The 25477-nt window shown below is 46.4% G+C and carries 22 protein-coding genes and 1 riboswitch; of the genes, 11 read left to right on the top strand and 11 right to left on the bottom strand.

The genetic code is table 11. From position 1 onward, the window contains the following. Position 1 precedes the first annotated feature (1 nt). From ASG33_RS01595 to ASG33_RS01585, 3 genes are read left to right on the top strand one after another with little or no spacing between them, the layout of a single operon-like run. Positions 2-598, top strand: a complete 597-nt coding sequence (locus tag ASG33_RS01595) for a TIGR00730 family Rossman fold protein (RefSeq protein WP_056279606.1) — start codon at positions 2-4, stop codon at positions 596-598. A 14-nt stretch (positions 599-612) separates the two neighbouring features. Next, positions 613-2199 (top strand): OmpA family protein, encoded by a 1587-nt coding sequence (locus tag ASG33_RS01590; protein ID WP_056279604.1) that lies wholly within the window; start codon positions 613-615, stop codon positions 2197-2199. A 51-nt stretch (positions 2200-2250) separates the two neighbouring features. Next, positions 2251-3468, top strand: a complete 1218-nt coding sequence (locus ASG33_RS01585) for a TCR/Tet family MFS transporter (protein WP_056279602.1) — start codon at positions 2251-2253, stop codon at positions 3466-3468. Here ASG33_RS01585 and ASG33_RS01580 read toward each other — a convergent pair. From ASG33_RS01580 to ASG33_RS01570, 3 genes are all read right to left on the bottom strand, one after another. Then, a complete protein-coding gene (locus ASG33_RS01580) occupies positions 3462-4073 on the bottom strand; it encodes a hypothetical protein (protein ID WP_056279600.1) in 612 nt (203 codons plus the stop codon). The genes ASG33_RS01585 and ASG33_RS01580 overlap by 7 nt on opposite strands. A gap of 80 nt (positions 4074-4153) precedes the next feature. Further along, positions 4154-4963 (bottom strand): 4-(cytidine 5'-diphospho)-2-C-methyl-D-erythritol kinase, encoded by an 810-nt coding sequence (gene ispE / locus ASG33_RS01575; RefSeq protein ID WP_056279598.1) that lies wholly within the window; start codon positions 4961-4963, stop codon positions 4154-4156. Between the two features lie 10 nt (positions 4964-4973). Then, a complete protein-coding gene (locus ASG33_RS01570; RefSeq protein ID WP_056279596.1) occupies positions 4974-6437 on the bottom strand; it encodes a M28 family peptidase in 1464 nt (487 codons plus the stop codon). A 318-nt stretch (positions 6438-6755) separates the two neighbouring features. On the opposite strand from ASG33_RS01570, the gene ASG33_RS01565 reads away from it, so the two are divergent. Beyond that, a complete protein-coding gene (locus tag ASG33_RS01565) occupies positions 6756-8240 on the top strand; it encodes a xylulokinase (protein WP_056279594.1) in 1485 nt (494 codons plus the stop codon). A 58-nt stretch (positions 8241-8298) separates the two neighbouring features. Here ASG33_RS01565 and ASG33_RS01560 read toward each other — a convergent pair whose 3' ends face one another. Continuing rightward, on the bottom strand, positions 8299-8634 hold the full coding sequence (locus tag ASG33_RS01560) for a single-stranded DNA-binding protein (RefSeq protein WP_056279592.1): 336 nt from the start codon (positions 8632-8634) through the stop codon (positions 8299-8301). A gap of 233 nt (positions 8635-8867) precedes the next feature. Here ASG33_RS01560 and ASG33_RS01555 point away from each other — a divergent pair, with 233 nt between their 5' ends. Both ASG33_RS01555 and ASG33_RS01550 read left to right on the top strand, forming a co-directional pair. Further along, on the top strand, positions 8868-9227 hold the full coding sequence (locus tag ASG33_RS01555; protein ID WP_056283125.1) for a hypothetical protein: 360 nt from the start codon (positions 8868-8870) through the stop codon (positions 9225-9227). A 31-nt stretch (positions 9228-9258) separates the two neighbouring features. Next, complete coding sequence (locus tag ASG33_RS01550) at positions 9259-10134, top strand: aldo/keto reductase family oxidoreductase (RefSeq protein WP_056279590.1); 876 nt, start codon at positions 9259-9261, stop codon at positions 10132-10134. A gap of 84 nt (positions 10135-10218) precedes the next feature. Here the strand turns inward: ASG33_RS01550 and ASG33_RS01545 are convergent, their stop codons facing one another. Further along, complete coding sequence (locus tag ASG33_RS01545) at positions 10219-10800, bottom strand: hypothetical protein (protein WP_056279588.1); 582 nt, start codon at positions 10798-10800, stop codon at positions 10219-10221. A 117-nt stretch (positions 10801-10917) separates the two neighbouring features. On the opposite strand from ASG33_RS01545, the gene prfA reads away from it, so the two are divergent. After that, the gene (gene prfA / locus ASG33_RS01540; RefSeq protein WP_056279586.1) at positions 10918-11991 is read left to right on the top strand and encodes a peptide chain release factor 1; all 1074 of its coding nucleotides are present in this window, start codon (positions 10918-10920) and stop codon (positions 11989-11991) included. 3 nt (positions 11992-11994) lie between these two features. Here the strand turns inward: prfA and ASG33_RS01535 are convergent, their stop codons facing one another. Together ASG33_RS01535 and ASG33_RS01530 are read right to left on the bottom strand one after the other, a co-directional pair. Next, positions 11995-12555, bottom strand: coding sequence for a DUF255 domain-containing protein (locus tag ASG33_RS01535; protein ID WP_056279584.1), 561 nt, complete (start codon positions 12553-12555; stop codon positions 11995-11997). A 43-nt stretch (positions 12556-12598) separates the two neighbouring features. Next, on the bottom strand, positions 12599-13522 hold the full coding sequence (locus ASG33_RS01530) for a DMT family transporter (protein WP_229238531.1): 924 nt from the start codon (positions 13520-13522) through the stop codon (positions 12599-12601). 62 nt (positions 13523-13584) lie between these two features. Then, positions 13585-13786: riboswitch (cobalamin riboswitch) on the top strand. Positions 13787-13845: 59 nt separating this feature from the next. Between ASG33_RS01530 and ASG33_RS01525 the strand changes: the two genes are divergently transcribed. Together ASG33_RS01525 and ASG33_RS01520 are read left to right on the top strand one after the other, a co-directional pair. Continuing rightward, positions 13846-15792, top strand: coding sequence for a TonB-dependent siderophore receptor (locus ASG33_RS01525; protein ID WP_229238530.1), 1947 nt, complete (start codon positions 13846-13848; stop codon positions 15790-15792). 34 nt (positions 15793-15826) lie between these two features. Next, positions 15827-16903: a YncE family protein gene (locus ASG33_RS01520; protein WP_229238529.1), complete on the top strand. Its 1077-nt coding sequence runs from the start codon at positions 15827-15829 to the stop codon at positions 16901-16903. 75 nt (positions 16904-16978) lie between these two features. Here the strand turns inward: ASG33_RS01520 and ASG33_RS01515 are convergent, their stop codons facing one another. From ASG33_RS01515 to ASG33_RS01500, 4 genes are all read right to left on the bottom strand, one after another. Next, the gene (locus ASG33_RS01515) at positions 16979-17722 is read right to left on the bottom strand and encodes a M48 family metallopeptidase (protein ID WP_056279580.1); all 744 of its coding nucleotides are present in this window, start codon (positions 17720-17722) and stop codon (positions 16979-16981) included. 68 nt (positions 17723-17790) lie between these two features. Beyond that, positions 17791-19128 (bottom strand): DEAD/DEAH box helicase, encoded by a 1338-nt coding sequence (locus ASG33_RS01510; RefSeq protein WP_056279578.1) that lies wholly within the window; start codon positions 19126-19128, stop codon positions 17791-17793. 111 nt (positions 19129-19239) lie between these two features. Beyond that, a complete protein-coding gene (locus ASG33_RS01505) occupies positions 19240-21882 on the bottom strand; it encodes a valine--tRNA ligase (RefSeq protein WP_056279576.1) in 2643 nt (880 codons plus the stop codon). Between the two features lie 75 nt (positions 21883-21957). Beyond that, complete coding sequence (locus ASG33_RS01500; protein WP_056279573.1) at positions 21958-23775, bottom strand: HAMP domain-containing sensor histidine kinase; 1818 nt, start codon at positions 23773-23775, stop codon at positions 21958-21960. Positions 23776-23946: 171 nt separating this feature from the next. On the opposite strand from ASG33_RS01500, the gene ASG33_RS01495 reads away from it, so the two are divergent. Together ASG33_RS01495 and ASG33_RS01490 are read left to right on the top strand one after the other, a co-directional pair. After that, positions 23947-24747 carry a T9SS C-terminal target domain-containing protein gene (locus ASG33_RS01495; protein WP_229238528.1) on the top strand — a complete coding sequence of 267 codons (801 nt, stop codon included), beginning with the start codon at positions 23947-23949 and terminating at the stop codon, positions 24745-24747. Between the two features lie 150 nt (positions 24748-24897). Beyond that, the gene (locus ASG33_RS01490; protein WP_056283117.1) at positions 24898-25473 is read left to right on the top strand and encodes an adenylate kinase; all 576 of its coding nucleotides are present in this window, start codon (positions 24898-24900) and stop codon (positions 25471-25473) included. Positions 25474-25477: the final 4 nt, after the last annotated feature.

The raw sequence follows: 25477 nt of genomic DNA, 5'->3' as shown, positions 1-25477 counted from the left end.
TATGCAATCCATTGTAGTTTATTGCGGTTCAAACCCAGGAAAAAAACCTGTTTATGCCGAAAATGCCTACGAACTCGGGCACGAGCTGGCTAAACGAAACATCAAACTGATATACGGCGGTGGCAATATGGGCTTAATGGGCCGGGTCGCCGACGGTGCAATGGACCACGGCGGTTTTGTCACGGGGATCATTCCCAACTTTCTCTCCAAACTTGAAAATGCCCATAAAACACTCTCGGAGCTGCATTTCGTAGATACCATGCACGAGCGGAAAGCCAAGATGGTTTCGCTTTCAGATGGTGTGATTGCGATGCCGGGGGGTTATGGCACTTTCGATGAATTGTTCGAGATACTAACCTGGGCGCAGCTCCGGATTTTCCACGGACCCATTGGTCTGCTCAATGTAAATGGATACTACGATTTGCTGCTGCTTCAACTGGACAAAATGGTTGAAGAAGGCTTTTTACATCCGCAGAATCAACAGTTGCTGGTAGTTGCTAATAACTCTGCCGAACTATTGGAGAAAATGGAGATATTCCGACGCGAAAATCCGGAAAATAAGCCTCTTGATAGCTCGTTATATGTAGATAACAACTAGTTAGCCTCCCCTGCATGATTCGTATTTCGATTTTGTACCTTTTTGTATGCCTGATATCTCTCAGTGCTTTCGGGCAACTGGAAAATCTTGGAAAAACTGTAAATACAGAATACAACGAGATCAGCCCCATTATCTCTCCTGATGGAAAAACTATTTACTTTTCGAGGGTAAGTCACCCGCAAAATACGCACGGAGCAAAAGGCAGTCAGGATATCTGGTATTCTGAATTGAAAAATGACAAATGGACACAGGCGCGGCGGCTTCCTTCTCCATTGAACAAGGAGGATTACAACTCGTTATACAGCATTACTCCCGACGGAAATACGCTTTTGTTAAAAGGCGCTTACAAAAACGGCGTCTACGAGACCCGGGGATTTTCGACAAGCAAAAAAACGGCACGAGGCTGGTCGGCACCGAATAAGATCGAAATTCCTGGGTATGCCAAGATCAGCAAAGGCCAGTTTGACTGCGGTTATCTGTCCACAGATGGCAAAACGCTGGTTATGTCTTTCAGCGAAAAAAAGAACAGCAAAGTCGATAACATGTACGTCAGTTTTAAGCAGAAAAACGGTACATGGACCAAGCCGATGGATCTGGGACCTGAAATTAACACGGACGAATTCACTGAAACTACACCCTTTCTCGCACCCGACGGCGTCACACTTTATTTTTCGAGCGATCGCAAGGGCGGGCAGGGAAGCAATGATATTTATTACAGCAAACGGATCGACAAATCCTGGAAAAGATGGAGCCGGCCTGTCAATCTCGGACCTGCCATTAATACCGACGGTTATGATGCTTACTACACCATTTCAGCGCTCGGCGACTATGCATATATGGTTTCCTTTAAAGATACCGAGGGGAAAGGCGATGTTGTAAGATTTGACCTCCGGCCTAAAACAACACCTGGCGACACAACTTCCGAAGCTCCCATTGCAAATATCCCGGCAGCTGACCCGGTTGTGATGATCAGCGGAAAAGTGATCGATTCCAAAACGGGCAAGCCTGTTGAAGCCACAATCGTGTATGAAAATCTGGCGGACGGAGAAGAAGTAGGTACCGCAACTACCAACCCGACTACGGGCGAATACAAGATTGTACTTCCGTACGGATACAAATACAGCATGCGGGCTGTTGCACCAAACTTTATAGCAGAAGGTGAGAATGTCGATCTGACAGATTCTACAACCAATGGATCCGGGAAGAATTTCCGGGAAATTGCAAACAAGTCTTTGAAGCTGATCCCGATTGAAGAAGGCCAGATCGTAAGGCTAAACAATATTTTCTTCGCTACCGGGAAATCTACATTGAACAAGGAATCTTATCCCGAGCTCGACAGGATTTCTCTGTCCATGGTAGAAAACAAGACACTTACCATTGAACTCGGCGGACACACGGATAATACGGGTAGTGCTGCATTCAACCTGCAATTGTCGCAGGAGCGGGCCGATACGGTACGTGAATACCTGATTGGCAAAGGCATAGAACCAGACCGCGTTGCGAGCAAGGGCTACGGCGAGACTGTGCCTGTTGCGAAAAACGACACACCCGAAGGTCAGCAGCTCAACCGCAGGGTAGAGTTCAAGATTTTGACGAAATAGTCATTGCAGGCATTAAAATTTTAAGGTACCAAAGACCTAAACTGCATTATCATGTCTGCAAACCGTTCCCCCGCGATAGGTTTCATTTTCGTTACACTTCTTATTGACGTAATCGGGCTCGGAATCATTATTCCGGTTATGCCCAAGCTGATCAGTGAACTGACCGGCGACACAATCAGCCAGGCTTCACGTGACGGAGGCTGGCTTCTGTTTGCTTATGCGGCCATGCAATTTCTTTGTGCACCCATTATCGGCGGCATCAGCGATCAGTTTGGCAGGCGGCCTGTCTTGCTGGCCTCTCTTTTTGGTTTTGGGATTGATTACATCTTCCTTGCTTTCGCACCTTCGTTGGGCTGGTTGTATGTGGGGCGCATTATTGCGGGAATTTTGGGCGCCAGTTTTACTACTGGTGCTGCCTACATCGCGGACGTGAGTACGCCTGAAAAACGAGCACAAAACTTCGGCTTGCTCGGGGCTGCATTTGGTCTCGGCTTTATCATTGGGCCCGTTTTGGGAGGTTTACTGGGGCAGTTTGGCACGCGGGTTCCATTTATGGCAGCAGCGGGATTCTCATTTATTAACTGGCTCTACGGGTACTTCATTTTACCAGAATCATTGAAGCCCGAAAACAGGCGGAAGTTCGAATGGACCAGGGCGAATCCGATCGGATCATTGAAAAATCTGAAACGCTACCCGGTCATTTATGGATTGATCTTTTCGCTGGGTCTGATGTACATCGCCATGCATGCTGTGCACAGCAATTGGTCGTTCTACGTGATTGAAAAATTTAAATGGGGTGAAGCTGAAATTGGTTACTCACTTGGTGTAGTCGGTGTGCTGAGCGCATTGGTACAGGGATACCTTATCAGGCTTATTATTCCAAAACTCGGCCAGAAACGCGGAGTGTACCTGGGTTTGCTGCTTTACGCGATCGGCTTTCTGCTATATGCATTTGCCACAGAAGGCTGGATGATGTACGTATTCACAGTACCCTATATCTTCGGCGGAATTGCCGGTCCTTCTTTGCAGGGCATTATATCAACACAGGTAGCGGCGAATGAACAGGGTGAAATACAAGGTGCATTGACAAGCCTTCAAAGTCTGACCTCTATCATTGGACCGCCACTGATGACAAACCTTTTTGCGGCTTTCACTAAATCGTCTGCGCCAGTCTACTTACCTGGTGCTCCGATGATCATGGCCGCAATCCTCACCTTGTTGGCTACATTCCTGGCCCGGAATAGTCTCAAAAAGAATTTTGATCAATAAAGAAGGATCAGGACTACAAAGACAATCAGCCAGAGTGCGCCGGTAAAATGCCAGTACCTGGTAAATAGCTTGATCCGCAGCCGGTTTGGCGGGTTGACACTGTAGACAAACGCGTCAACATAAGCCCGGTTCTTAACTGCTTTCCTGAATAAATACACCAGGTATCCTACTCCGCACAGCATGTGCAGGAGGTGTAAACCTGTGAGAAGATAAATGAAGCCTTTCGAATTGCTAAGATTGCTGAAAATCTGAGTATTGACCATCTCGAACCAGCCGCCTACCTGCAATGCGATGAACATAAAACCCAGGAACATCGTCGCGCAAAGAAAGACTCGGTAATGCAGGAACCTTTCGTTTGCGAACGCCAGGTTTGCCTCATGAAGGGTGATACTGCTGAAAAGGATTACCAATGTACTAAGCCAGAACATATCCGGCAGTGAATCGAGCTGCCCGGCCTCCTGACGAAGATTTATAAAGAAGATAACGAATATCGACAGGAAGAGCAGCGAGCTTCCTGCTACACACAGCCAAAGCATAAACCCGAGTGGTTCGCGGCGCTTTGTGAAGGGACTTTCCCTCAGTTTCGTGGTAGGTTTTGGGCTCATCTTCTGGTCGATTTTCAGTCTTACATTCTGTTGAATTATAACGCTGGCGAAAGGTTGTTACACATATTTACAAAGAATTATTAACCCATAGTTCCCTGCCATACCTTGAACTGACTGAATTGACCGGCCAGATCTGCTTCCTGCTCAAAAATCCCGAATATGGTAGATCCTGAGCCACTCATTGATGCATATTGTGCACCGTGTTTATACAATTCTTCTTTAATTTCCTTTAAAAGAGTGTATTTAGGAAAAAGCGTTGCTTCAAAATCATTTTTAACAAGATCTTTCCACGTTTCTATCGGCCTGCCAAGCAACGCTCTAAGATCTGCTTCACTCTTTTGCGGCTTTATTCCCGAATACGCCTCCACTGTAGAGATATGAATTCCGGGATTCACAAGCACAATCCACTTCCCTTTGAGATCAATGTCGATGTGCTCGAACTCGTCACCTTTACCAAAACAGTACGCTGGCTGATTGAGAATGAAAAAAGCACAGTCACTGCCTAATCTACGTGCGTATGAAAGTTGTTTTTCAAAAGAAATATTCAGATCAAAAAACGCATTTAATGCCTTGATAGTGAAAGCCGCATCTGCCGAGCCTCCCCCTAAACCTGCCCCGATAGGAATAGCTTTCAGCAAATGGATCTTAACAGGCGGTAAATCAAAATCCGCGGCAAGTTGCTGATATGCTTTTACGCAGATATTATCCGCTTCGCTGCCGGGTATCGAGATACCGTCAAATTCCACTGAAAAGGATTCTGTCCGCGTAATTTCCAATGCATCTTTCCAGCCGACAGGGTAAAAACAGGATTCAATGTTATGAAAACCATCGGCCCGCTTTTCAACAATATTCAAGCCGATGTTAATCTTCGCATTTGGGAAAACAAGCATTTCAATTCGTTTAGTGCTCCCAGCGCCATTCCTGACCAATCACCAGTTCTTCTTTCAAACCCTGTGAAATCAGGAAATCGCGCGTTTTTTGATCTGATAACTTTTTAACTGCGATTTGATCGGCGCTGGAAAGTGCAAATAAGTACATAGCTCCAATGCGAACTGTAGTTTCCAGCTGCTCTTTGTTCACCAGACTGAAGTCATCACAATCCGCATGATAACATTGCAGCACATTCGGATCCAGATGTCCCGACAAGCCTGCAATAGGCACACCTTCCAGCATAAACGGCTGATGGTCACTATGCAATCCTGCGCGATTGATAATTTCGTTCTTGAAATTCGAGTCTACTGAATGGATCGCATTGCCCACATTCGCAAAAAACTCGCTCATCTCATCACGCCCAAAGGCATTCACTCCCTTGGGATCATTGGTCATATCAAGATTCATCATGTAAGTGACCTTGTTGATATCTCCCGATTTTTTAAGCTCGCTTACAAAATGTTTCGAACCGAGTAGTCCCTGCTCTTCGCCCATAAACAGAACAAACTGAATTGTTCTTTCCGGCTTAACCTTCAAAGCTTTGAAAGTCCGTGCAATATCCATTACTGCAAAGGAGCCAATTCCATTGTCGATCGCTCCGGTAGCAAGATCCCAGGAGTCCAAATGCCCGCCAATGATAACGCGGTCATCCGATTTCCCTTTAAGCGTTGCAATTACATTGCGGGCTTTGATCTGCTTGGAGGTGTTGTGCATTTCAATGTGCGCTTCCAGCGGTCCTTCTTCTTTCAACCATTTACGTACTTCAAAGCCGCTTTCACTGGATATGCAGACTGCCGGGATAGATATAATTGCACCTGTAACGGAAGCTGTTCCTGTAAGCAGGATCTTTCCGGGTGCGCCGTTGACCATGATTACGCCGGTAGCTCCGTACTTAATAGCGAGTGCTGTTTTTTCCGAACGGTGGAGGTTCTTTTTACCAGTGACGCCTACGAGATTGATATTGGCAAGTGCTACTTTGCCTTTCACTTTGTCTTTTACTGCCTCAAAGTCCTCTTCCAAACCATTACCTACATCCACGATTTCACCCTGCAGGTTGGCTTCAACAGGAGAATGCGCCAGCGAAACCACTGGTACGTCCCTGAAATTATCTGAACTTCCAGGTGCAATGGACAGCGTAACCGTGTCACGCATCCATGCTTCTACTTCAAAAGGCTGGTATTTGACGTCTGTAAAGCCGTAGCTTTTCAGGAGCTTAAATGCGTATTCCTCTGCCTTTTCCCCGTTGGCGCTGCCTGTCAGGCGATGACCGATTGTTTTGGTAGCATTTTCAAGTGTGACATACGCTTTGCTGTTCTTTCTGACTTCATTGTCAATCTTCGCAAAAGACTTATCCCACTTCTTCTCACCCGGACTTAATCCGAGCAACGACACGATACAACTGCTCACCAAAAAGATCCGTACAATTTTTTTCATAGTTCCTGATAAAGGATGTATCCAACTGATTAGAATACAAATATCCACCCGATATTTGAGCTTATGCAAGATAAACACAAATCAAACTACAATTTGCTCGGTCTGGTTTCATATGCGAGTTCAATATAGAGAATTTTTTCTACACGGGATTTTTTCCAACGTATTGAAAAAATGACATTTATCATGCGGACTGAACTTTAATTGTAAACATTACACTTAATGACATTGCTTTGTGATTTTAAGTGAACATTTTTGTACTTTTCAGCAGTTATAGCATAGCTGGTCAGCATTTAGCAATCAATAAATACTCGTAACATAATGTATTTCCTGGGATTCGATTTAGGCAGTTCTTCTGTTAAAGCATGTTTGGTCCATGCAGATACCGGCGCAGTAGCAGCGTCCGCGTTTTTTCCGGAGCGTGAAATGACAATCGACGCTCCCAAGCCTGGCTTTGCAGAACAGCAGCCGGAAAACTGGTGGAAAAATGCGTGTCTTGCTTCGCAGGCAGTTGTCAAAAAGGCTGGAATCAAGCCGGACGAAGTTGCCGCGATCGGGATTTCGTATCAGATGCATGGTCTGGTTGTGGTTGATGAAAATCTAAACGTACTCCGTCCATCCATTATCTGGTGTGACAGCCGGGCGGTTGAAGTGGGCAATACCGCCATGCAGGAACTGGGAGAAGAATACGTGCTGCCGCATTTGCTGAACTCTCCGGGCAATTTTACAGCAGCAAAACTCGGCTGGGTGAAGCAGAATGAGCCTGATGTTTACGCGAAAGTCTACAAGTTCATGCTTCCCGGTGACTATCTGGCAATGCGAATGACGGGGGAAGTTGTGACAACGCCATCAGGTCTTTCCGAAGGTATATTCTGGGATTTTGTTAACAAACGTCCCGCCGACTTCCTGTTTAATCACTTCGGCTTTGATGCCGGTCTTATCCCCAGTGTTCTGCCTACATTCTCTGATCAGGGGCACATTACCGCCGCGGCAGCAGAGGCACTTGGCCTTAAAGCAGGCACCCCTGTGACTTACAGGGCGGGCGACCAACCTAATAATGCATTCTCGCTCAATGTACTGGAACCCGGCGAAGTGGCTGCTACGGCGGGCACTTCGGGCGTTGTTTACGGTGTAAGCGAGCAAATCAAATTTGATCCGAAATCAAGGGTAAATACCTTCCTGCATGTAAACCCCATTTCGGAAGTTGACCGCTACGGTGTTCTTCTTTGCGTAAATGGTACCGGCAGCTTGAATGGCTGGCTCAGGAACTCCCTTTTCCAGGGAAATATCAGCTACCCGCAAATGAATCAGCTTGCATCCGAGGCACCTATCGGATCAGACGGACTGTACTGTCTTCCATTTGGCAACGGCGCGGAACGTATGCTTGAAAACCAGGATCCGGGAAGTACATTCAAAGGTTTGCAATTCAGTCGCCACGGATTGCCGCATTATACGCGTGCTTCCCAGGAAGGAATTGTTTTTGCATTGTACTATGGAATGGAGATCATGGAAACCGTGGGTGTTTCTCTCAAAAATATACGTGCGGGAGAAGCCAATATGTTCCTAAGTCCGGTATTCCGCGAAACTTTCGCCAACGTCTCAGGGGCGACCGTAGAGTTATACAATACAGATGGCGCGCAGGGAGCTGCCCGTGCTGCTGGTTTTGGCCTTGGCTATTACAAGAACCGCGCAGACGCTTTCAATGGCCTTAGCGCATTACAAACCATAGAACCTGATGCCGAGCACAGCGCCGCTACCAAAGATGCTTACGCTAAATGGAAAGAGGCACTGGAAGCAAGCCTTTGATATACTTGCTGGTCTCACCTATAACGGCGAGACCAGCAAACTTTTTTCGTGATCGATTTCAGGCAGTTACCTCTGTGCTTTTTACATATTCTTCAATTTTGAAGGCCACTATCTCGGCAACCTTCACAGTGTGATCATCTTTATTCTGGTACTGCCGGTAGTTTATCTTGCCTTCCACAGTTACCATTTTTCCTTTTTCCAGCAACAATTCACACTTTTGCGCCAGCGGTCCCCAGGCTACAATGGAATGCCAGGCCGTTGTTTTAACTTCCTCCTTGTTCCTGTTCGTATATACCTCGTTAGTGGCAAGCGAAAAGGTGGCCATTTTCCCTCCGTCAAAATCCTTTACATTGATTTCACGTCCTACGTTACCGACCAATTTTACTGAGTTCATGATAATGATGTTTAGAATTGAATAGTATCTACTGTCGACCCAGCGACAATGCAAAGATGTTTGTGAGCTGGAAATTGATTCGGTTGTTAATCATTTATAAGCATATGAAAACATTTGCAGCCATTTGCAAGCGGAAAAGGGCGTTTATTGGTGTCAAATGAATTTTACTATATTGCATTCAGAGAGGTATGCACACTGTAAAAGATCCTTCCGGGATCTTAGCAAAATATGGAATGATGAAGAATTGCCTTGAATGCGAAAAACCGTTAATGGGGAGAGTAGATAAGAAATTCTGCTCCGATATGTGCCGGAACAGCTACAACAACCGGCTCAATTCAGATGCTTACAATGTTGTAAGAAATATGAACAACCAGCTCCGGAAAAACAGGAGGATCCTGGAAGAATTTTGCCCGGAGGATAAATCAAAGACTACCAAAAGTGCATTGCTGAGCAAAGGTTTTGACTTCAACCTGATCACAAGTATTCGTCCCACCCTGAAAGGCAGCATTTACCATTTCGTTTATGATTATGGCTATCTTGAACTCGAAAACGATTTTTATCTGATCGTGAAAGACAAACGTCTCGAGAAATAAATATTTTTGCACCGAATCAAATATCCCCGGAATGAAAAAAGTAAGCCTGAGCGACTCCGGTCCAAAAGTATCAGAAGCGATTTACGGCTTCTGGAGATGGGCGGATGAAGGTACTGCGACTACCTCACAAATCGAAAAAACAGTTAACCTCTGTCTGGAACTGGGTATCAATACTTTTGACCACGCGGATATTTACGGAGATCAGACAATCGAAGAACATTTCGGCAAAATCATTCACAATAAATCTTTTAAACGTGAAGAAATTGTCCTATTCAGCAAATGCGGCATCAGGCATTCCGGGAATAAGTATTCGAAGTATTACGACACTTCCCGCGACCATATCGTTGAAAGTATCAATGGTTCTTTAAAAAGGTTACGTACTGATTATCTGGACATTTTTCTCCTGCATCAAAGTGACTTTCTTTCAGATCCGGAAGAAACTGCGACGGCATTGGCGGAGATAGTCAAGTCGGGCAAGACGAAGCACATTGGTGTTGCCAACTTCACCGTTTTTCAGCACCAGCTGCTCGCATCCTACCTTCGCATTCCGATTGTGACCAACCACATCGAGCTGAACCTGATGAATACGTCGGCGATAGAAGACGGACGCATTGATTTCATTAAACAGAGTTTTAGCAAGCCGCTGGCCTGGGCACCACTTGCCGGAGGAAAGATTTTGAACGGTACCGAAGAAAAGGCAGTGCGTTTGAGGGCGAAACTGGAAGAAATCGGCCGTAAATACAATGCAAATATTGAACAAACTGCAGTAGCCTGGTTAATGAAGCTGGGAACGCTGCCCATTATAGGCTCGCTCTCGGAGGCGCGGATCAGAAACGCTGCAAGTGCATCGGATATCAAGCTGAGCCGGGAAGATTGGTATGAGATCTACCACGCTTCCGGAAAATAATTGTTAAAAGCTATCGGGTAAGCAAAGCGCGCCATTTGTCGCCGCTGCTTACCCATTTTTCTTTTGCCCGTCACCAGTACGCTTCTATTTTTTCAGCTGTTTCGCATCCAGTTTCCGGATGATGTCTTTTTTGTTGAAAAGTAATCTCCAAACCGCAAAAGGCTGATCAGGGTTATCTGCGCAGCTTTTACATACCAGGCTTTCGGTCGCTACCGGCGCATTATAAACCATTAATGTATCGCCCAGTCTTTGCAGATTGTCTCCCGCATTGGCTTTGTTTTTCGCACTGTACAGGTAGGCACCGAGCAACTCCCGCTCCTTCGGATCAAGTTTCGAATTATTCAAATCACTTGCGCCCAGCAGTTCGATCTTCACCCCATACTCCTTCTGTAAAGCAGCCACGACAGGAATCTGGTCCAGAGCCCCGCACAATTGCTTTCCTTTTGCCGGATCTTTTTCCAGCTCTTTCTGCAGTGACTTTTCCGTGATTTGAGCTATTTTCTTACCCCATTCATTGGCTGAATAAACCAGCTGCGTATTCGTTACGCGCTTGATCTCAACCGATTTCATCTCGCTTTTCAGCTCGCTGGTTTGCTCGATCCTGTTACTTGAATTACAGGCAGCGACCAGCATCGTTACCATTAAAATGTATACAGCCTTTTTCATAAAACTTCTGATCTTTTGTATTTGCCTGATGCAGTGACCACTGTCTCAACGGTTCATTCCAGCTAAAATGCGTATCTTTGTGCCCCAAATACAGCGTGCCAAAGATATTCAATAAAGATGATCGATAAGTTAGCAGCCATAAAAGAACGCTTCGAAGAGGTTTCCCAACAGATTATTCAACCGGAAATCGTATCTGATTCCAGCCGGTATTCCAAGTTAAGCAAGGAGTACAAGGATCTTGGCAGAATCGTGGAGCATTATGAGCTTTATCAAAAAATCCAGAAAGATATCGCCGGCACCAAGGAGCTTATCGCGACCGAGAAAGACGAAGAACTGCGCGAAATGGCGAAAGAAGAGCTCGATGAGCTCACTCCCAAACTGGAAGAGTTGGAGCAGGTTATTAAAGAATTACTGATTCCGAAAGATCCGAATGACAGCCGGAACATCATCCTGGAAATCCGCGGTGGTACTGGTGGTGACGAGGCTGCTATTTTCGCAGGCGATTTGTTCCGGATGTATCAGCGCTTTTTCGAAAAAATGGGCTGGCGCTCCTCAATCATGGATTTTACAGAAGGTACCAATGGCGGCTACAAAGAGATTATCTGTAAGGTAGAAGGCGAGGATGTGTATGGCAAGATGAAGTTTGAATCGGGTGTACACCGCGTGCAGCGCGTTCCTCAAACGGAATCTCAGGGCAGGATCCATACATCGGCTGCTTCTGTGGCTGTGCTTCCCGAAGCTGAGGAGGTTGACGTGCAGATCAATATGAATGATGTGCGTGTAGATACTTTTCAATCGTCCGGCGCAGGTGGACAATCGGTGAACACGACTTACTCAGCGGTTCGCTTGACTCACATTCCCTCTGGTCTGGTTGTAAGCTGCCAGGACGAACGTTCGCAGCTTAAAAATAAAGACCGCGCATTGAGTGTACTTCGTTCGCGCCTGTATGAGATCAAGCTTAAAGAGCATAACGACGCAATCAGTTCGCAACGCAAATCAATGGTAGGAAGCGGCGACCGCTCTGACAAGATCCGGACATATAACTATCCTCAGAGCCGCATTACCGATCACCGCATTGGATATACGGTTTACAATTTGCCTGCTGTCATGGAAGGCGATATAGCTGAATTTATCGAAAGATTGAGAATTGCCGAAAATGCAGAAAGAATGCAGGAAGGCGAAGTGGTTTAGACCCTACTTAACCTGATACTTCTCCTTGTAAGTTTTGGCTTTGTAGCTGTCGAACTCTTCTTTTTTGTAAAAATCGCCGCCGATGAAGGTGATTACCTCGTGGAATTCCTTGGATTTAAGGTAACCTGCGAGCGGCTGGATCATGTTGAATTTATCGTCCAGGAAAACGGTTGTGGGGTAACTTGGCTGATTGTTGGTCAGTGCCAATGCAATCTCATTGATTCCCTTGCTGCCCTGCGGCAGAAATTGAAATTTCTTATCTCCTAATGTAATCGTTGCTTTTTGCTCTGCATCGAGCTTCACAGCATAGTAAGTCTTGTTGACGTACTCGACAACGGCCTTGTTCTTGAAAGTTTCCCGGTCCATTACTTTACACCAACCACACCAATCAGTATAAAGATCGATCATGATCTTCCGCGGCTCTTTCTGGATTTTTGCATAAGCCTCTTCAATCGTCATCCATTGGATCTGCGCTGCATCTTTTTTCTCCATATCGGATTTAAAACCAGTTGACATAAATGCCACAGCTGCAACGATCAGGCAGTTTAAAATGAGGTTTTTCATACAAGTCTTATTTTCTGACCAAAGAACAAGAATTACTAGCGGTTTATTTCACTGCGACTTTGGATTTGGCAAATGAAATAAGAATGCCCCCCGCAACAATCAGCAGCATACCAGCCAGCATCGGGACAGAAGGAATTGCTTCTCCCATCAAAAACCCGATCAGGACTGAAAAGAGAATATTGGAATAACCAATTGCCGCCACCCGGCCTGCTTTGTCGAATGTGAAAGATTGTGTCAGCATTTTCTGACCTGCCAAAGCAGTTAGTCCGAGTGCCAGAAATCCCAGCCACTGCCACATGTTATCAGGCCATTTAAATGTCCCGATCAGAAAATCGAGGTGTTCGACAGGATAGTAAGTACCTACCAGCATGGAGATAATGGGCATTACGATCCCACTGAGCATAAATGACAAAATGATGGCGCGGGTATCATAAACCAGCCCGAGCTGCCGGATTGACAGATAGGAAATTGCTGTTAAAAGTGCATTCCCCAAGCCCAGCGCATTGTCCCGCAACGAGATGGAAAGATCCGGCCTGAACACAAGCAGGATACCTGTGAAGCCAATGAAAATAGCAGCCCACTCTCCTCCATTCAGGGTTTCTCCAATCAATAACCAGGAAAGTAATGCCAGGAAAATCGGGTAAGTATACTGGTAGGTAGAAGCCCGTCCGAGTCCGAGCGTTTGAATGGCATAAAAAAGCATGTATAGTGACAGCGTACCTACAACTCCCCTGAAAATCAGCAAGCCCAGCTTCCCGCCCTGCTGAACGAGCGGCCGCTGCCGGATACTGCTGAGCACGAACACCACACCAACTATATTCCGGAAAAACACCAGCTGAACAATATGGAAATCACGGCCCAGCCACTTGGATAATGCAGAAGTCAATGAAAAGAAAAATGCCGCTCCAAGCATAAGGTAAATGCCTTTACGGGATGCGTTGCCAGGAATGTGTGCAGAAGAGGCCACCTTATAGATTTTGGGACAAAGATAAGCGATTGGGCATTCGGTCGTAAAACGAATGCAATTAGCTACCTTTGCGACCGTTTGGTGCCCGTAGCAATTTCCATGTTGCTTTTCGTGGCTTAATAGGGAATTCCGTTAAAACCGGAAGCTGTCCCCGCAACTGTAAGTCTGTTCCATTGACCCGATCTTCGAAGCCACTGTTGAAAAACGGGAAGGCACCGGGCCAAAAGGCGAGCCAGGAGACCTGCCAGATCATTCGTGCTACACCGCTTTCGGAGGAAAAGCAGCGAGCCTGTTACTATCCAGAGAATACCCAGGTGATTTTTGTGAAGCGGATTTTGATTACGGCAGTTATTGCGGCAGGGACTTTTCTTCCGGCCATAACCCACGCCCAAACGGACTCGATCTCTTTGCAGCCGGTTAATATCAAGGGTTTCGTACCCGAAAAGTTCATGAGCGGACTGAAAGTGCAGCGGATTGATTCAGCCAGTCTGCTCGCCTTTCAATTTCAGAATATCAGTGATCTGCTGGCAATTCAAACACCGGTTTCTTTTAACAAATATGGACCGGGACAACTTACCACTGCTTTCTTCCGCGGAACCTCCGCCAATCACACGGCTGTACTCTGGAATGGCCTGAATATCAACTCTCCCACTTTGGGCCAAACCGATTTTTCGACCATACCTGTCGCTGGCTTCGATGCACTTTCCATTCAATATGGTTCAGCTGCGAGCATTGTTGGAACCGATGCAGTAGGCGGCAGCATTTTGCTGAACAGTGCTGCGGGAGAGAATGGGTTTAAAGTTTTATTGGGACAGCAGGTCGAAAGCTTTCACAATCACCAGACCCAGGTTGCTGCCCGCTATGGGTCCGCGCTACGGAACAACTGGCGGATTTCGGGAAAAACGAGTCTTTACGACAATCGGATGAACAACCAATTTCCCTATCGACAACGGAGGGAATATGCATTGCTGCCTTCCGAAGCATTCCAGCGCGGTCTGGTTCAGGATATTTTTATTAGTGGCAAAAACAATCAGGAAATCTCTGCGCATGCCTGGATTACCAGCAACAAACTGACCACCTCACCGGCTGATACAGCTGGTCGCGAGCTCACATTAACCAAAGCTTACCGGGCGATGCTTAGATACAGTGTCGGGGATTTTACAGCACGTGCGGCCTGGGTGCGGGATATCATCGATTATGCGAAAGGCAATTATCGCCAGCTCGACCATGCTGTAACTGATAAATTTTCCAACCGCATTGAAAAGGATTTCGACTTTATCCTGAATCAAAACGGAAGCAACATATCCATGAAGGCGGGAGCTGAATGGACGCATTACCGGACCAGAGTACCTGGCTACGAAACGCCGGTTATCACAGAAAACCGCGGCGACTTCTTTCTCCTCACCCGCTGGCAGGTCAATGCACCGCTGGTCGTGTCCGTGAATCTCCGCCAGGCGCTGGTAACAGGGTACAACCCGCCTTTTACCCCCTCACTGGGCGCTGAATACCAGTTGATTGAACTGCCCGGATATAAGCTGAAAATAAAAAGCTCGGTTGCCAGAAGCTACCGTGTACCTACCTTGAATGAACGTTACTGGAAAGTACTGGGTGACCCGAATATCAGGCCTGAGAATGGCTGGAACAAGGAAGCCGGCATAGAACAGGCCTTCGTTATTTCTCCCAAGAGCCAGCTGGATGTTTCGGTAACAGCTTATCACAACCGGATCAAAGACTGGACTTACTGGAATCCTGTAAAAAATTATCGCATCGAAAACTTACAACAGGTACTTGCCCGCGGCGTGGAAATACAGGCAGGCTGGCGCGGGAGTATAGATGTAACGCAACTTGGAACGAACATTACTTATGCTTATAATAAAAGCATTCAGGAAAGAGCTTACGACGCATACTCTGTTGATGTGATTGGAAAGCAGCTACGTTTCGTGCCGCTTTATACTGCCGGGCTGAGTACATTTGCACAGTACCGCAACACAAAGCTGACAGGCCAATTGCAATTTGCGGGCAAACGGTACACTACTTTCGACAATTCCACTTTTTTGAAAGAGTACGCGCTGTTGCATCTGCTGGCGGAAACTTCCGTTTCATTTGGGAAAGTATATTTGCGGGTGCAGGGGCAGATCAACAATGTAACAAATACGTTTTACCTGAGCGTACAAAACAATGCATTGCCTGGCAGAAGCTTCGCGATCAACCTCATTGCGGCATTTGATTCAAAAACAAAACAGGCGCGGGTACGACAAGACGAGTTTTAAATTTGCAATACAGTTATATATAAATCCAATTAAGATGAAACAACGATTATCAAGAGTACTTTACTTCATCGCATTCTCAGCAGCAGTATCGTCATGTAATCAAAGTGATCCCGAGCCGAAGGGGGATTTTGCGAAAGGCGTTTTCGTGGTGAACGAAGGTAACTTCAGTCAGAATAATGGCGCTATTTCATTTTTGAAACGCGAAAATACCACTGCCGAAGCCGATATTTTCTCCAAAGTAAATGGCTCCGCGCTGACCGGCGGTGTACAAGGTTACGCAGCTACGGGTGAGTACGGTGTGATTCTGGTTGACAATTCCAATGCAGGAATGGACAAGATTGAATTTGTTAATGCTTATACTTTTCAAAAACAAGGCACCATCGGCGCGCCGGATATTGAGAATCCGAGGGAAGTTGTGGTTGCAGGAAACCGCGCCTATGTATCCTGCTGGGGATCTTATACGAGCGATTATAGCTCCGGTTATATTGCTGTGGTTGACATTACTACAAGAAAAGTAACAAAGAAAATCCCTATTGCCGGCGGACCGGAAAATCTGGTATTTACAACAGGTAAACTGTTCGTGGGAACAGTTTCCTATGGCGAAGGCAAAACTTTGTATGTTATTGATACGAATGCAGAAACAGTCACCAAAACAATTGCCCTGGACGCTACACCGACACCGATCGGTTTGGATGCAAACGGCAAGCTTTGGGTAGGTGCCGGTATCAAAACAATGAAAATTGATCCGACTTCCTACGCGGTGGAGACAACTTTGCCGATAGGAACTGATGCAAACAAAATAGCAGGCAATTTTGCATTGACCAATGATCTGAAATCCATTGTTTTCACATTGTCCTACTTTGACGCCAACTTCGTTTCACACGGAGAAACCTACAAATTTGGGATCAATGATACGCAGATCAGCCTTGCGACTCCGCTCATCAGAAGAATGTTCACCGGACTTGCAGTGGACCCTGCGCAAGGTTTAATCTATGCAGGTGTAACACCATCGTACGCGCAGGCAGGTTACGCGATCCGCTACCGCGCCGACGGCTCGGTAGTTGATTCTGTGAAAGTAAATGTTGCCCCAACAGGATTTTTCTTCCAGTAAGCTCATTTCATATAACAACAAAAAAAGCGCCTCTGAACATTCAGGGGCGCTTTTTTGCATCATATATCTTGATAACTATTTGAAGAAACCTTGCGGATCTGGCATTTTGGCTTTCAGCAGTTCCACAAATTCGAAATTCATTTGTGATAAATCCAGCACTCTGCCTTTATGTAAATGCTCCCAAGACTTGTCTAGCTCATTAAGGTTATAATGCAAAAGCGACAAATTATACTGTCCAAGTGCGTAAGTGGAGTCCACCGCAGTGGCATGTTTCAAAAGCTCGGCTGCTTCATCCAGCTCTTCTTTCCGGCTGGTAATTGCATAAAGTTTTAGATCAACAGTAGAAAGATCCACCAGCAAAGGCACATTGTCGCCCTGCAAGCTAACTCCCTTACTCAGCATCCGCTTTGCATCTACCCAGTTTTCACGCTGATAAGACACTACTCCCAGGCCCCAGTAAGCCTCCACATTCTTGTCATTCAGAAGCTGTGCTAGATTGAAACGGTAGCAGGCAGTATCAAGTGAACCCTCCTGCAAATATTCCCACGCGCGCGCAGCGAAAAAGCTGCTCGCCTCAGTGCGGCTCGAAAAGGATTTGTCGCATTCACTCAGGAATTTAATTTCTTCGTCGATCTGCTCGGAAGTTTTACTTACCTCACCAAACAGCGGAAGAATACGTCTTTCTTTTAATTCAAGAGGTTTTTTCTGCGCCGTGTTCGTACCCGAGCTGGCAGCGCCGGCGCTTGCAAGATGCGTGTTTTGCGCAAGGCCGAAGACAGGTATAAGCACCGCAAGCCAAACAAAAACAGATTCTTTCATATGAAACTAAATAGAGAAACAGGTTTTCTATTGTCCAAGTTAAACGGTTTTATCGGGAATGTATTGCATTATTTACGTTTACTTCTTCCCATAGAACCTTTGCGTTTTTGCCCGTTTTTTGACAAATCTTTGGGCTTGCTGTGGAAAACTTTTTTCTTCTCATGAAAGGCGCCGAGAAAGGTAGGATCTTCTCTCCGACGCTGATTATCCATTTCCCGGAGCATATCCTGTCGTTCAGGAATTGGGGTTGACGCAATTTCCAAATCCTCCGGCAATTCCTCTCGCGGGATCTCCATCCGGATGATCTGCTCGATCTTGCGGATGTGGTATTCGTCCGCCATTGTCATAAATGTAATCGCCTCCCCTATCTTATTAGCGCGGCCAGTGCGGCCGATCCTGTGCACATAATCTTCATAAATAAGCGGAACATCGAAATTGATCACGTGGCTTACCTCCGTAATATCAATCCCCCGCGCTACCACGTCCGTAGCTACCATGACGCGCACAGAACCGGCGCGAAATGCTTCCATTGCATTGATACGTGTGTTCTGCCCTTTGTTGGCGTGAATCACTTTCATTTCATTTTCTCTTACAACCCGGTTGAGCAGATTGTCATGTACCAACCCGGCCACTTCCCTACTTCTCGTAAATACAAGTACGCGGTTGAAATCCTCCCTGGTTTTCAGGAAGTAAGAAAGCAGGTTGATTTTTGTGCGGAAATTAGGCACTTCGTACAAAGTCTGCGACACCATTTCCGCCGTAGTTGCTTGCGGTGTAACTTCTATACGTGTTGGAAATTCAAGGAATTCATGGGATAGACGCTCCACTTTCTCGGAAAAAGTGGCCGAGAAAAGCATGTTCTGGCGCTTTGTCGGGATGATTTCCAGCAGCTTTCTGATCTGCGGCATAAAGCCCATATCCATCATTTTATCTGCTTCATCAAGTACCATCACATTCAGGTGCTTCACTACGATCTCTTCCTGGAAATACAGGTCCATAAACCGCCCGGGCGTCGCAACGATGATATCAACGCCCTTTCGCAAATTCTCGATCTGCGTTTTAGGACCAACTCCTCCGTATAAAACCACGGTGCGTACATCCGTATACTTGGACAATGCATGAATTGCCTCAGAGATCTGCATGGCGAGTTCCCGCGTTGGCGCCATAATCAATGCACGCGGATGTTCACCCTGCGCGAACTTGATCCGCATTAAAAGTGGCAATGTATAGGCGGCCGTTTTTCCGGTGCCCGTTTGTGCGATGCCTAAAATATCCTGTCCTGCCAATGCAAGCGGGATCGCCTGCTCCTGAATGGGCGTCGGTTCTGTGTAGCCCGCTTCTTCAATTGCATTCAGTAATTGGCGGTTGAGCTTGAACTGCTCAAATTTGTTTTGCGTAGTCTGCATTCTGCAAAGTTACGAAAACTAATACAGTAGTGACCTTTAAGCCACTTACTACTCCGGCCAACAAAAAAAGCACGGCGCTTTCACACCGTGCTTCCCTGATTTTATCAAGCCTTAACCTAACCTGGCCAGCGCTTCTTTTAAAGTTTCAATTTTTGCTTCTGCGTCAGCCTGCTTTTGCCGCTCTTTTTCAACGATATCTCCTTTTGCATTCTGGACAAAACGCTCATTGGAAAGTTTCTTTAATACAGCATCAAGAAATCCCTGCGTGTATTCCAGTTCTTTCTGCAGATTTTCCCGTTCTGATTCCGGGTCAACCTCGTCTGCCAGATTCACATAGAATTCATCCGATTTTACCCTGAATGAAGTCCCTTCGCCTTCACCGGTCACATAGTTGATCGCCTCTACATTGGCGAGCTTCCGGATAAGACTTTCCAGACGGTTATAGCGTTCTGCGGCGTCGGTACGGATTGATAATGGCAGCTCAATTTTAGGACTGATTCCTTTGGTATTCCTGATATTACGCACAGACGATACCAGCTCGAAAAGTATCTCAAAGTCCGTGAGCAGCGCCTGATCACTTTCCTTTGCCTGCGGATAAGGAGCAATGCAAATAGAATCGTTTTGTGCCCGCTCAATGATATTCTGCCATATTTCTTCCGAAATAAAAGGCATAAATGGATGCAGGATCCGCATTAAATGATCGAAGAATTCAAGCGTTGCATTATATGTCTCCGCGTCGATCGGCTGTTCGAAACCCGGCTTGATCATTTCCAGATACTGCGCACAGAAATCATCCCAGATCAATTTGTAAACCGAATTCAGCGCATCGGAAATACGAAATTTCGAGAAATGATCGTGTACCTCTGCCAGAGTCTGGTTCAGCTTGCTGTCGAACCAGCGAACCGCCAGTAACGAGCCTTCCGGACTTGCGATCTGAGTATCAACTGTCCAGCCTTTTACAAGCCTGAATGCGTTCCAGATCTTATTACCAAAGTTCCTGCCCTGCTCCACCAGCTTTTCATCATAAGGCAAGTCATTTCCTGCCTGCGAGCTGAAAAGCATCCCGGTACGGATACTATCTGCACCATATTGTTCGACCAGGTCAATCGGATCGGGCGAGTTACCGAGTGACTTGGACATTTTGCGACCAAGCTTATCCCGTACAATACCAGTGAGATACACATTTTTGAATGGATACTGACCACGGTATTCATAACCTGCGATGATCATACGCGCAACCCAGAAAAACAGGATTTCAGGTGCAGTAACGAGATCATTCGTCGGGTAATAGTAATTTACCTCTTCATTCTCAGGTTCTTTAATTCCATTGAAAACAGATATCGGCCACAGCCACGATGAAAACCAGGTATCGAGTACGTCGGGATCCTGGGTAATGTCTTCTTCTGTCAATGCAAAAAGCTGGTACTCGTGCTGCGCTTTTCGCAAAGCTTCTCTTTTGGACTTGGCAATAATGACCGTCCCGTCATTCAGATAATAAGCCGGAATGCGGTGGCCCCACCAGAGCTGGCGGCTGATGTTCCAGTCACGCACATTCTCCATCCAGTGGCGGTAAGTATTTTTAAATTTAGGCGGCAGCAGCTGAACTGTATCGTTCATTACATTCTCGAATGCAGGCTTGCTGATTTTCTCCATCTTCAAAAACCATTGCTCCGAAAGCCGCGGCTCGATCACTGAATTGGTACGCTCCGAGTGACCTACATTGGATTTATATTCCTCCGTTTTAACGAGGTTACCCGATTCTTCGAGGAGTTTAATGATCTTTTTACGCGCTGCAAAACGGTCTTCACCTACCAATATCTGCGCCTTTTCATTCAGTGTACCATCTTCATTGAGCAAATCAATGATTGGCAGGTTATGCTTTTTCCCAAGCTCGTAATCGTTGGTATCGTGCGCCGGCGTCACTTTTAATGCGCCTGTACCAAACTCCATCTCTACATATTCATCTGCAATAACCGGGATTGCGCGATTGATCAAAGGGATTAGAACCTTTTTACCAATCAAATGCTGATACCGCTCGTCATTGGGGTTCACGCAAATCCCCACATCCGCCATGATCGTCTCCGGCCGGGTAGTAGCAACTGTAACTCCTTCCTCCATACTCCCTCCTCCATTCTCCAAAACCAAAGGATACCGCAAGTAAACCAGCTTCTGGTTCACCTCCTTCATGATCACCTCCTCGTCGGAAACGGTAGTCCGCGCCTGCGGGTCCCAGTTAACCATCCGGTGGCCCCGGTAAATATCACCTTTATTATATAAGTCAATGAAAACGTCGATCACCGAATCGTACAGGTCCGGCTCCATTGTGAAACGCGTACGCTCCCAGTCGCAGGAAGCGCCAAGCTTACGGAGTTGTTTGAGAATAATCCCGCCATATTTGTGGGTCCATTCCCAGCAATATTCAAGAAACTCCTCGCGCGTAAGGTCCTGTTTGTTAATCCCTTTTTCTTTGAGCATTGCCACTACCTTGGCTTCGGTGGCAATAGAAGCATGGTCGGTACCCGGCACCCAGCAAGCTTCTTTGCCTTCCATTCTGGCTTTCCGGATAAGGATATCCTGAATCGTATTATTAAGCATGTGGCCCATGTGCAGTACGCCTGTCACATTGGGAGGGGGGATTACGATCGTGTAAGGCTCTTTGTCAGGATTGGGTTTTGAGTTGAAAAAACGGTTATCTATCCAATAAGAATACCATTTGTCCTCAATTTCCTGGGGAGCGTATGTTTTGGAAATCATTGTGTAGTCAGAAATTTACCTAAACTGGCGATTGCTCATAAAAAGCAGGCAAGTTAGGATTTGCGGCTGATATTTCTAAGAAATCACCGCTTTGGTTAGTGGCAGCCAGACCGTAAATACACTGCCTTCGCCGGGTTTGCTCTGGACTTTAACAGTGCCTTCGTGCGCCTCAACCATTTTCTTGACATAACTTAATCCCAGCCCAAAACCCTTTACGTCGTGCACATTCCCGGTAGGTACCCGGTAGAATGTGTCGAAAATGCGCTGCTGCTGCTCGCAGGTCATTCCTATTCCCTTGTCGGCTATCGAAATGGCAATACCTTCATTTTCATTCCAAGTCCTGATGGCGATATGCAGCTTTTCGGGCGAGTATTTGATCGCATTGTCGATCAGGTTGTTCAGGATGTTGGAAATGTGTACTTCGTCAGCCGCCACAATCTCCTCGGTTGCTTCAAAATCAAGATCTACGTCTCCATCCTGCTGCTCTATCTGTACGCTCTGTCCATTCAATGCTTTTCCGATCAGGTCGTGCATATTAGCTTCGCTGATTTTCAGCTTGACGTGACCTTTGTCGAGCAACGCCATTTGCAGTACCTTCTCCACGTGTGTCCCCAATCGCTTGTTCTCCTCCCGAATAATGCCCAGGTACCTGTCCAGCCGGGAGTTACCTTCCTGAGGTTGTCTGGCCGAGTTCTCATGCGCCATTTCCGCAGCCAGTGCGATCGTCGAAATCGGCGTTTTGAACTCGTGCGTCATGTTATTGATGAAGTCGTTTTTAATATCCGAAAGCTTTTTCTGGCGAAGGATTGTGGTAACAGCCATGTAAAAACAAGCGAGTATTACCAGGATCAGAATACCTGACCCGCCAAACATCACGCCCATATTGCTCAGGATATACCGCTGCTGATCCGGGAAAAACACATATAAAGCACTTTGTGCATTGAGCGTTTCACTTGGAAAAAGGGATGCCTTATAAGATTTCTGCTCCCATTCACCCGGCCGCAGGCTGGCAGTGGAAAAGATCAGGCTATCGCCTGCCTGTCCGCGCACTGCAAATTCATAAGGCAAACTGATTCCGTTCTGCACGAGTTGCTTTTTGAGCAGAGTATCCAGCAAAAAGCGGTTGACGCGTTGTTCAATAGGTCTTTTGGTATAGATAAAATCCTTCATTACTTCTTTCAGCAACTCAGCCCGGTCAGGCTCAGCTACATTCATCACAACGCCCGACCTGCGCCCGGATTTACTGCTGGGCAAAGCGACTTTCCGGTTTGCAATGGAACCCGATACCGAATCCCGGTTTGCATGTGATTTTACGCCGTTTCTTGAAGCTTCGGGATCATAAACGCTCCTGAATGCATTTCCCAGCCTTTTTTCATCATCCAGCCGGCGGCGCATAAATTCGTCTATACCCGCCATACCATATTGCTGCGCCTGGAAAAACTCCTCCATAATGCGCTGCTGATGATCCACCATAATGCGGAAGTTGGGACTCAGCACGTCGGTAGGTACCGCTTCGGTGATAATCTGGTAATGGATTTCTTCCCCATTGGGTCCGATCGCTATTTCCAGCTTGGGCTGTACAACCCTGGTTTGCTCCGGTCGCGGCTGAGTGGTTTGTGGGGTGACGCGCTTCATCGGCATATTCCTGAGCTGCGCGATGCGGTCGAGCTTGCTTTTCTGCTGCTCTGCTTCGATCCTCCTTTGCAGGAGATACATCATTTCCTGCTTTTCCAGCCGGTGTACTACTTCCTGCACCGACTCCGACACTTTCTGGTTAAACTGGTCATTGCGGATCGCGATAGCTTCCCGGATCCAGTACCACTGAAAACCGATGAGGCCAATCAATGCAATGCACATCAAACCAACTATTATCTGAATTTTCCGCTTTGTCATAAAATTTCATTTCGCCGGTGCAACACCTCCCTCCACTTCACCGACATTCTTGCTGTAACAAATTTAAGGTATCAGGTTCTGCCGCATTTGCTTTTAACATTATTTAACAACGGCCAGATCCTGCTCCTTATACGAGTATAATCCATTCATACACATAACCAAATGCAACCTATGAAAGCTGTTTTTATGCAAAAGCTTACCCTTGCTATGCTGGTAATTTCCGCGCTGGCTGCGAATAACCTGTACGCACAGTCTGACGACGACCGAAAGCAGGAAGAAAAAGGCAGAAAGTCGCGTATTCACATTCAGGTTACCGAAGATGAAAATGGTAAAATGAAGAAAATTGAAAAAGACTATGAAGTTGGCGCGATGACCCGGGAAGAAAAGGACAGGTTTGTTGAAAAGGTACTCGACTCTCTGAATGTAGATAACAAGAAAAAGCAGACGATCTCCATTACAATGGACGACGGAGCCGATAACACGATTACAAAGAAGCGCAGGAAAACAATTATAGACTACCGCGACGACCGGGAACCGCTGGCATTTAACTGGGACAATAACTTTTCCTACGATTTTGACTCAGAAAAATTCCGAAACAATTTCCGGAATTTAGAAAGGGAGATTGGTCCGAAAGCAAAGGTTTTTATGCGTGATATGGAAGATTTCGGAAAAAGCATGGGCAGCGTTTGGGAGAAGGGATCTGCCAAACCGGCCAGCGTGCGCGCATTGCAGGTTTACGGCAATAATCCTGATAATGGAACAATCAACCTCCGCTTTGACGTACCTGTAAAAGGCGATGTAAAAGTAACTGTAACAGACACCAGGGGCAAAGAAGTTGGCAGCAAGGAGATCAAAGATTTTGAAGGTGAATTTGTGGGCCAGGTAGAGCTGAAAAAGAACACGAAGGGTACGCTGTTTGTCACGGTTGTACAAAATGAAGACGGTGCCGTAAAGCGGATTGTGATTCCCTGAATTGGTAGATTACCCCTGTAATCCCCTCAAAATAAACATTGAGGGGATTTTTTATTTGTAAAATTTATTGGACAATTAGGCTGACATTTAGTAAGAATTGTAAATTTGCCGAAAATCACCACAGACTGCGACATCAATTTCCAGAGCAATATGCTGAATCTTATACTGTTTGGCCCTCCCGGTGCGGGCAAAGGTACCCAGAGTGAAAAAATCATTGCCAAGTACAATCTGATCCACCTTTCAACCGGCGATTTACTCCGTTCCGAAATACAGGCGGGATCTGAATTGGGGCTGAGGGCCAAGACATTAATGGACCAAGGGATTCTGGTTCCGGATGAAGTGGTGATTGGAATGATCGATAATAAACTGAAAGAACATAAAGATGCTGCGGGGTTTATTTTCGACGGATTTCCGCGGACTGTAAAGCAGGCAGAGGCACTTGATCAGCTGCTGGCTACTTACAATGAAAGCATTTCTGTGATGGTCGCATTGTCCGTAAGTGACGATGAGCTGCTTGCCCGCCTCCTGAACAGAGGCAAAACCTCGGGTCGTCCGGATGATCAGAATGTAGAGCTGATCAGCAAGCGCATCCAGGAATACAATAATAAAACAAGACCTGTGGCCGATTACTACCAGGAACAAGGTAAGTTTGTAGCCATAGACGGAATTGGTGAGATCGAGCACATTTTCAGTGAGATCACTGCCAGCATTTCAAGTCTGCAGTAACCGT

The sequence above is a fragment of the Dyadobacter sp. Leaf189 genome (genome assembly GCF_001424405.1).
In the GTDB taxonomy this organism is placed as follows: Bacteria; Bacteroidota; Bacteroidia; order Cytophagales; family Spirosomataceae; genus Dyadobacter.
Note: the sequence above shows the minus strand (reverse complement) of the source record. Positions and strands in the feature narration are given on the sequence as shown.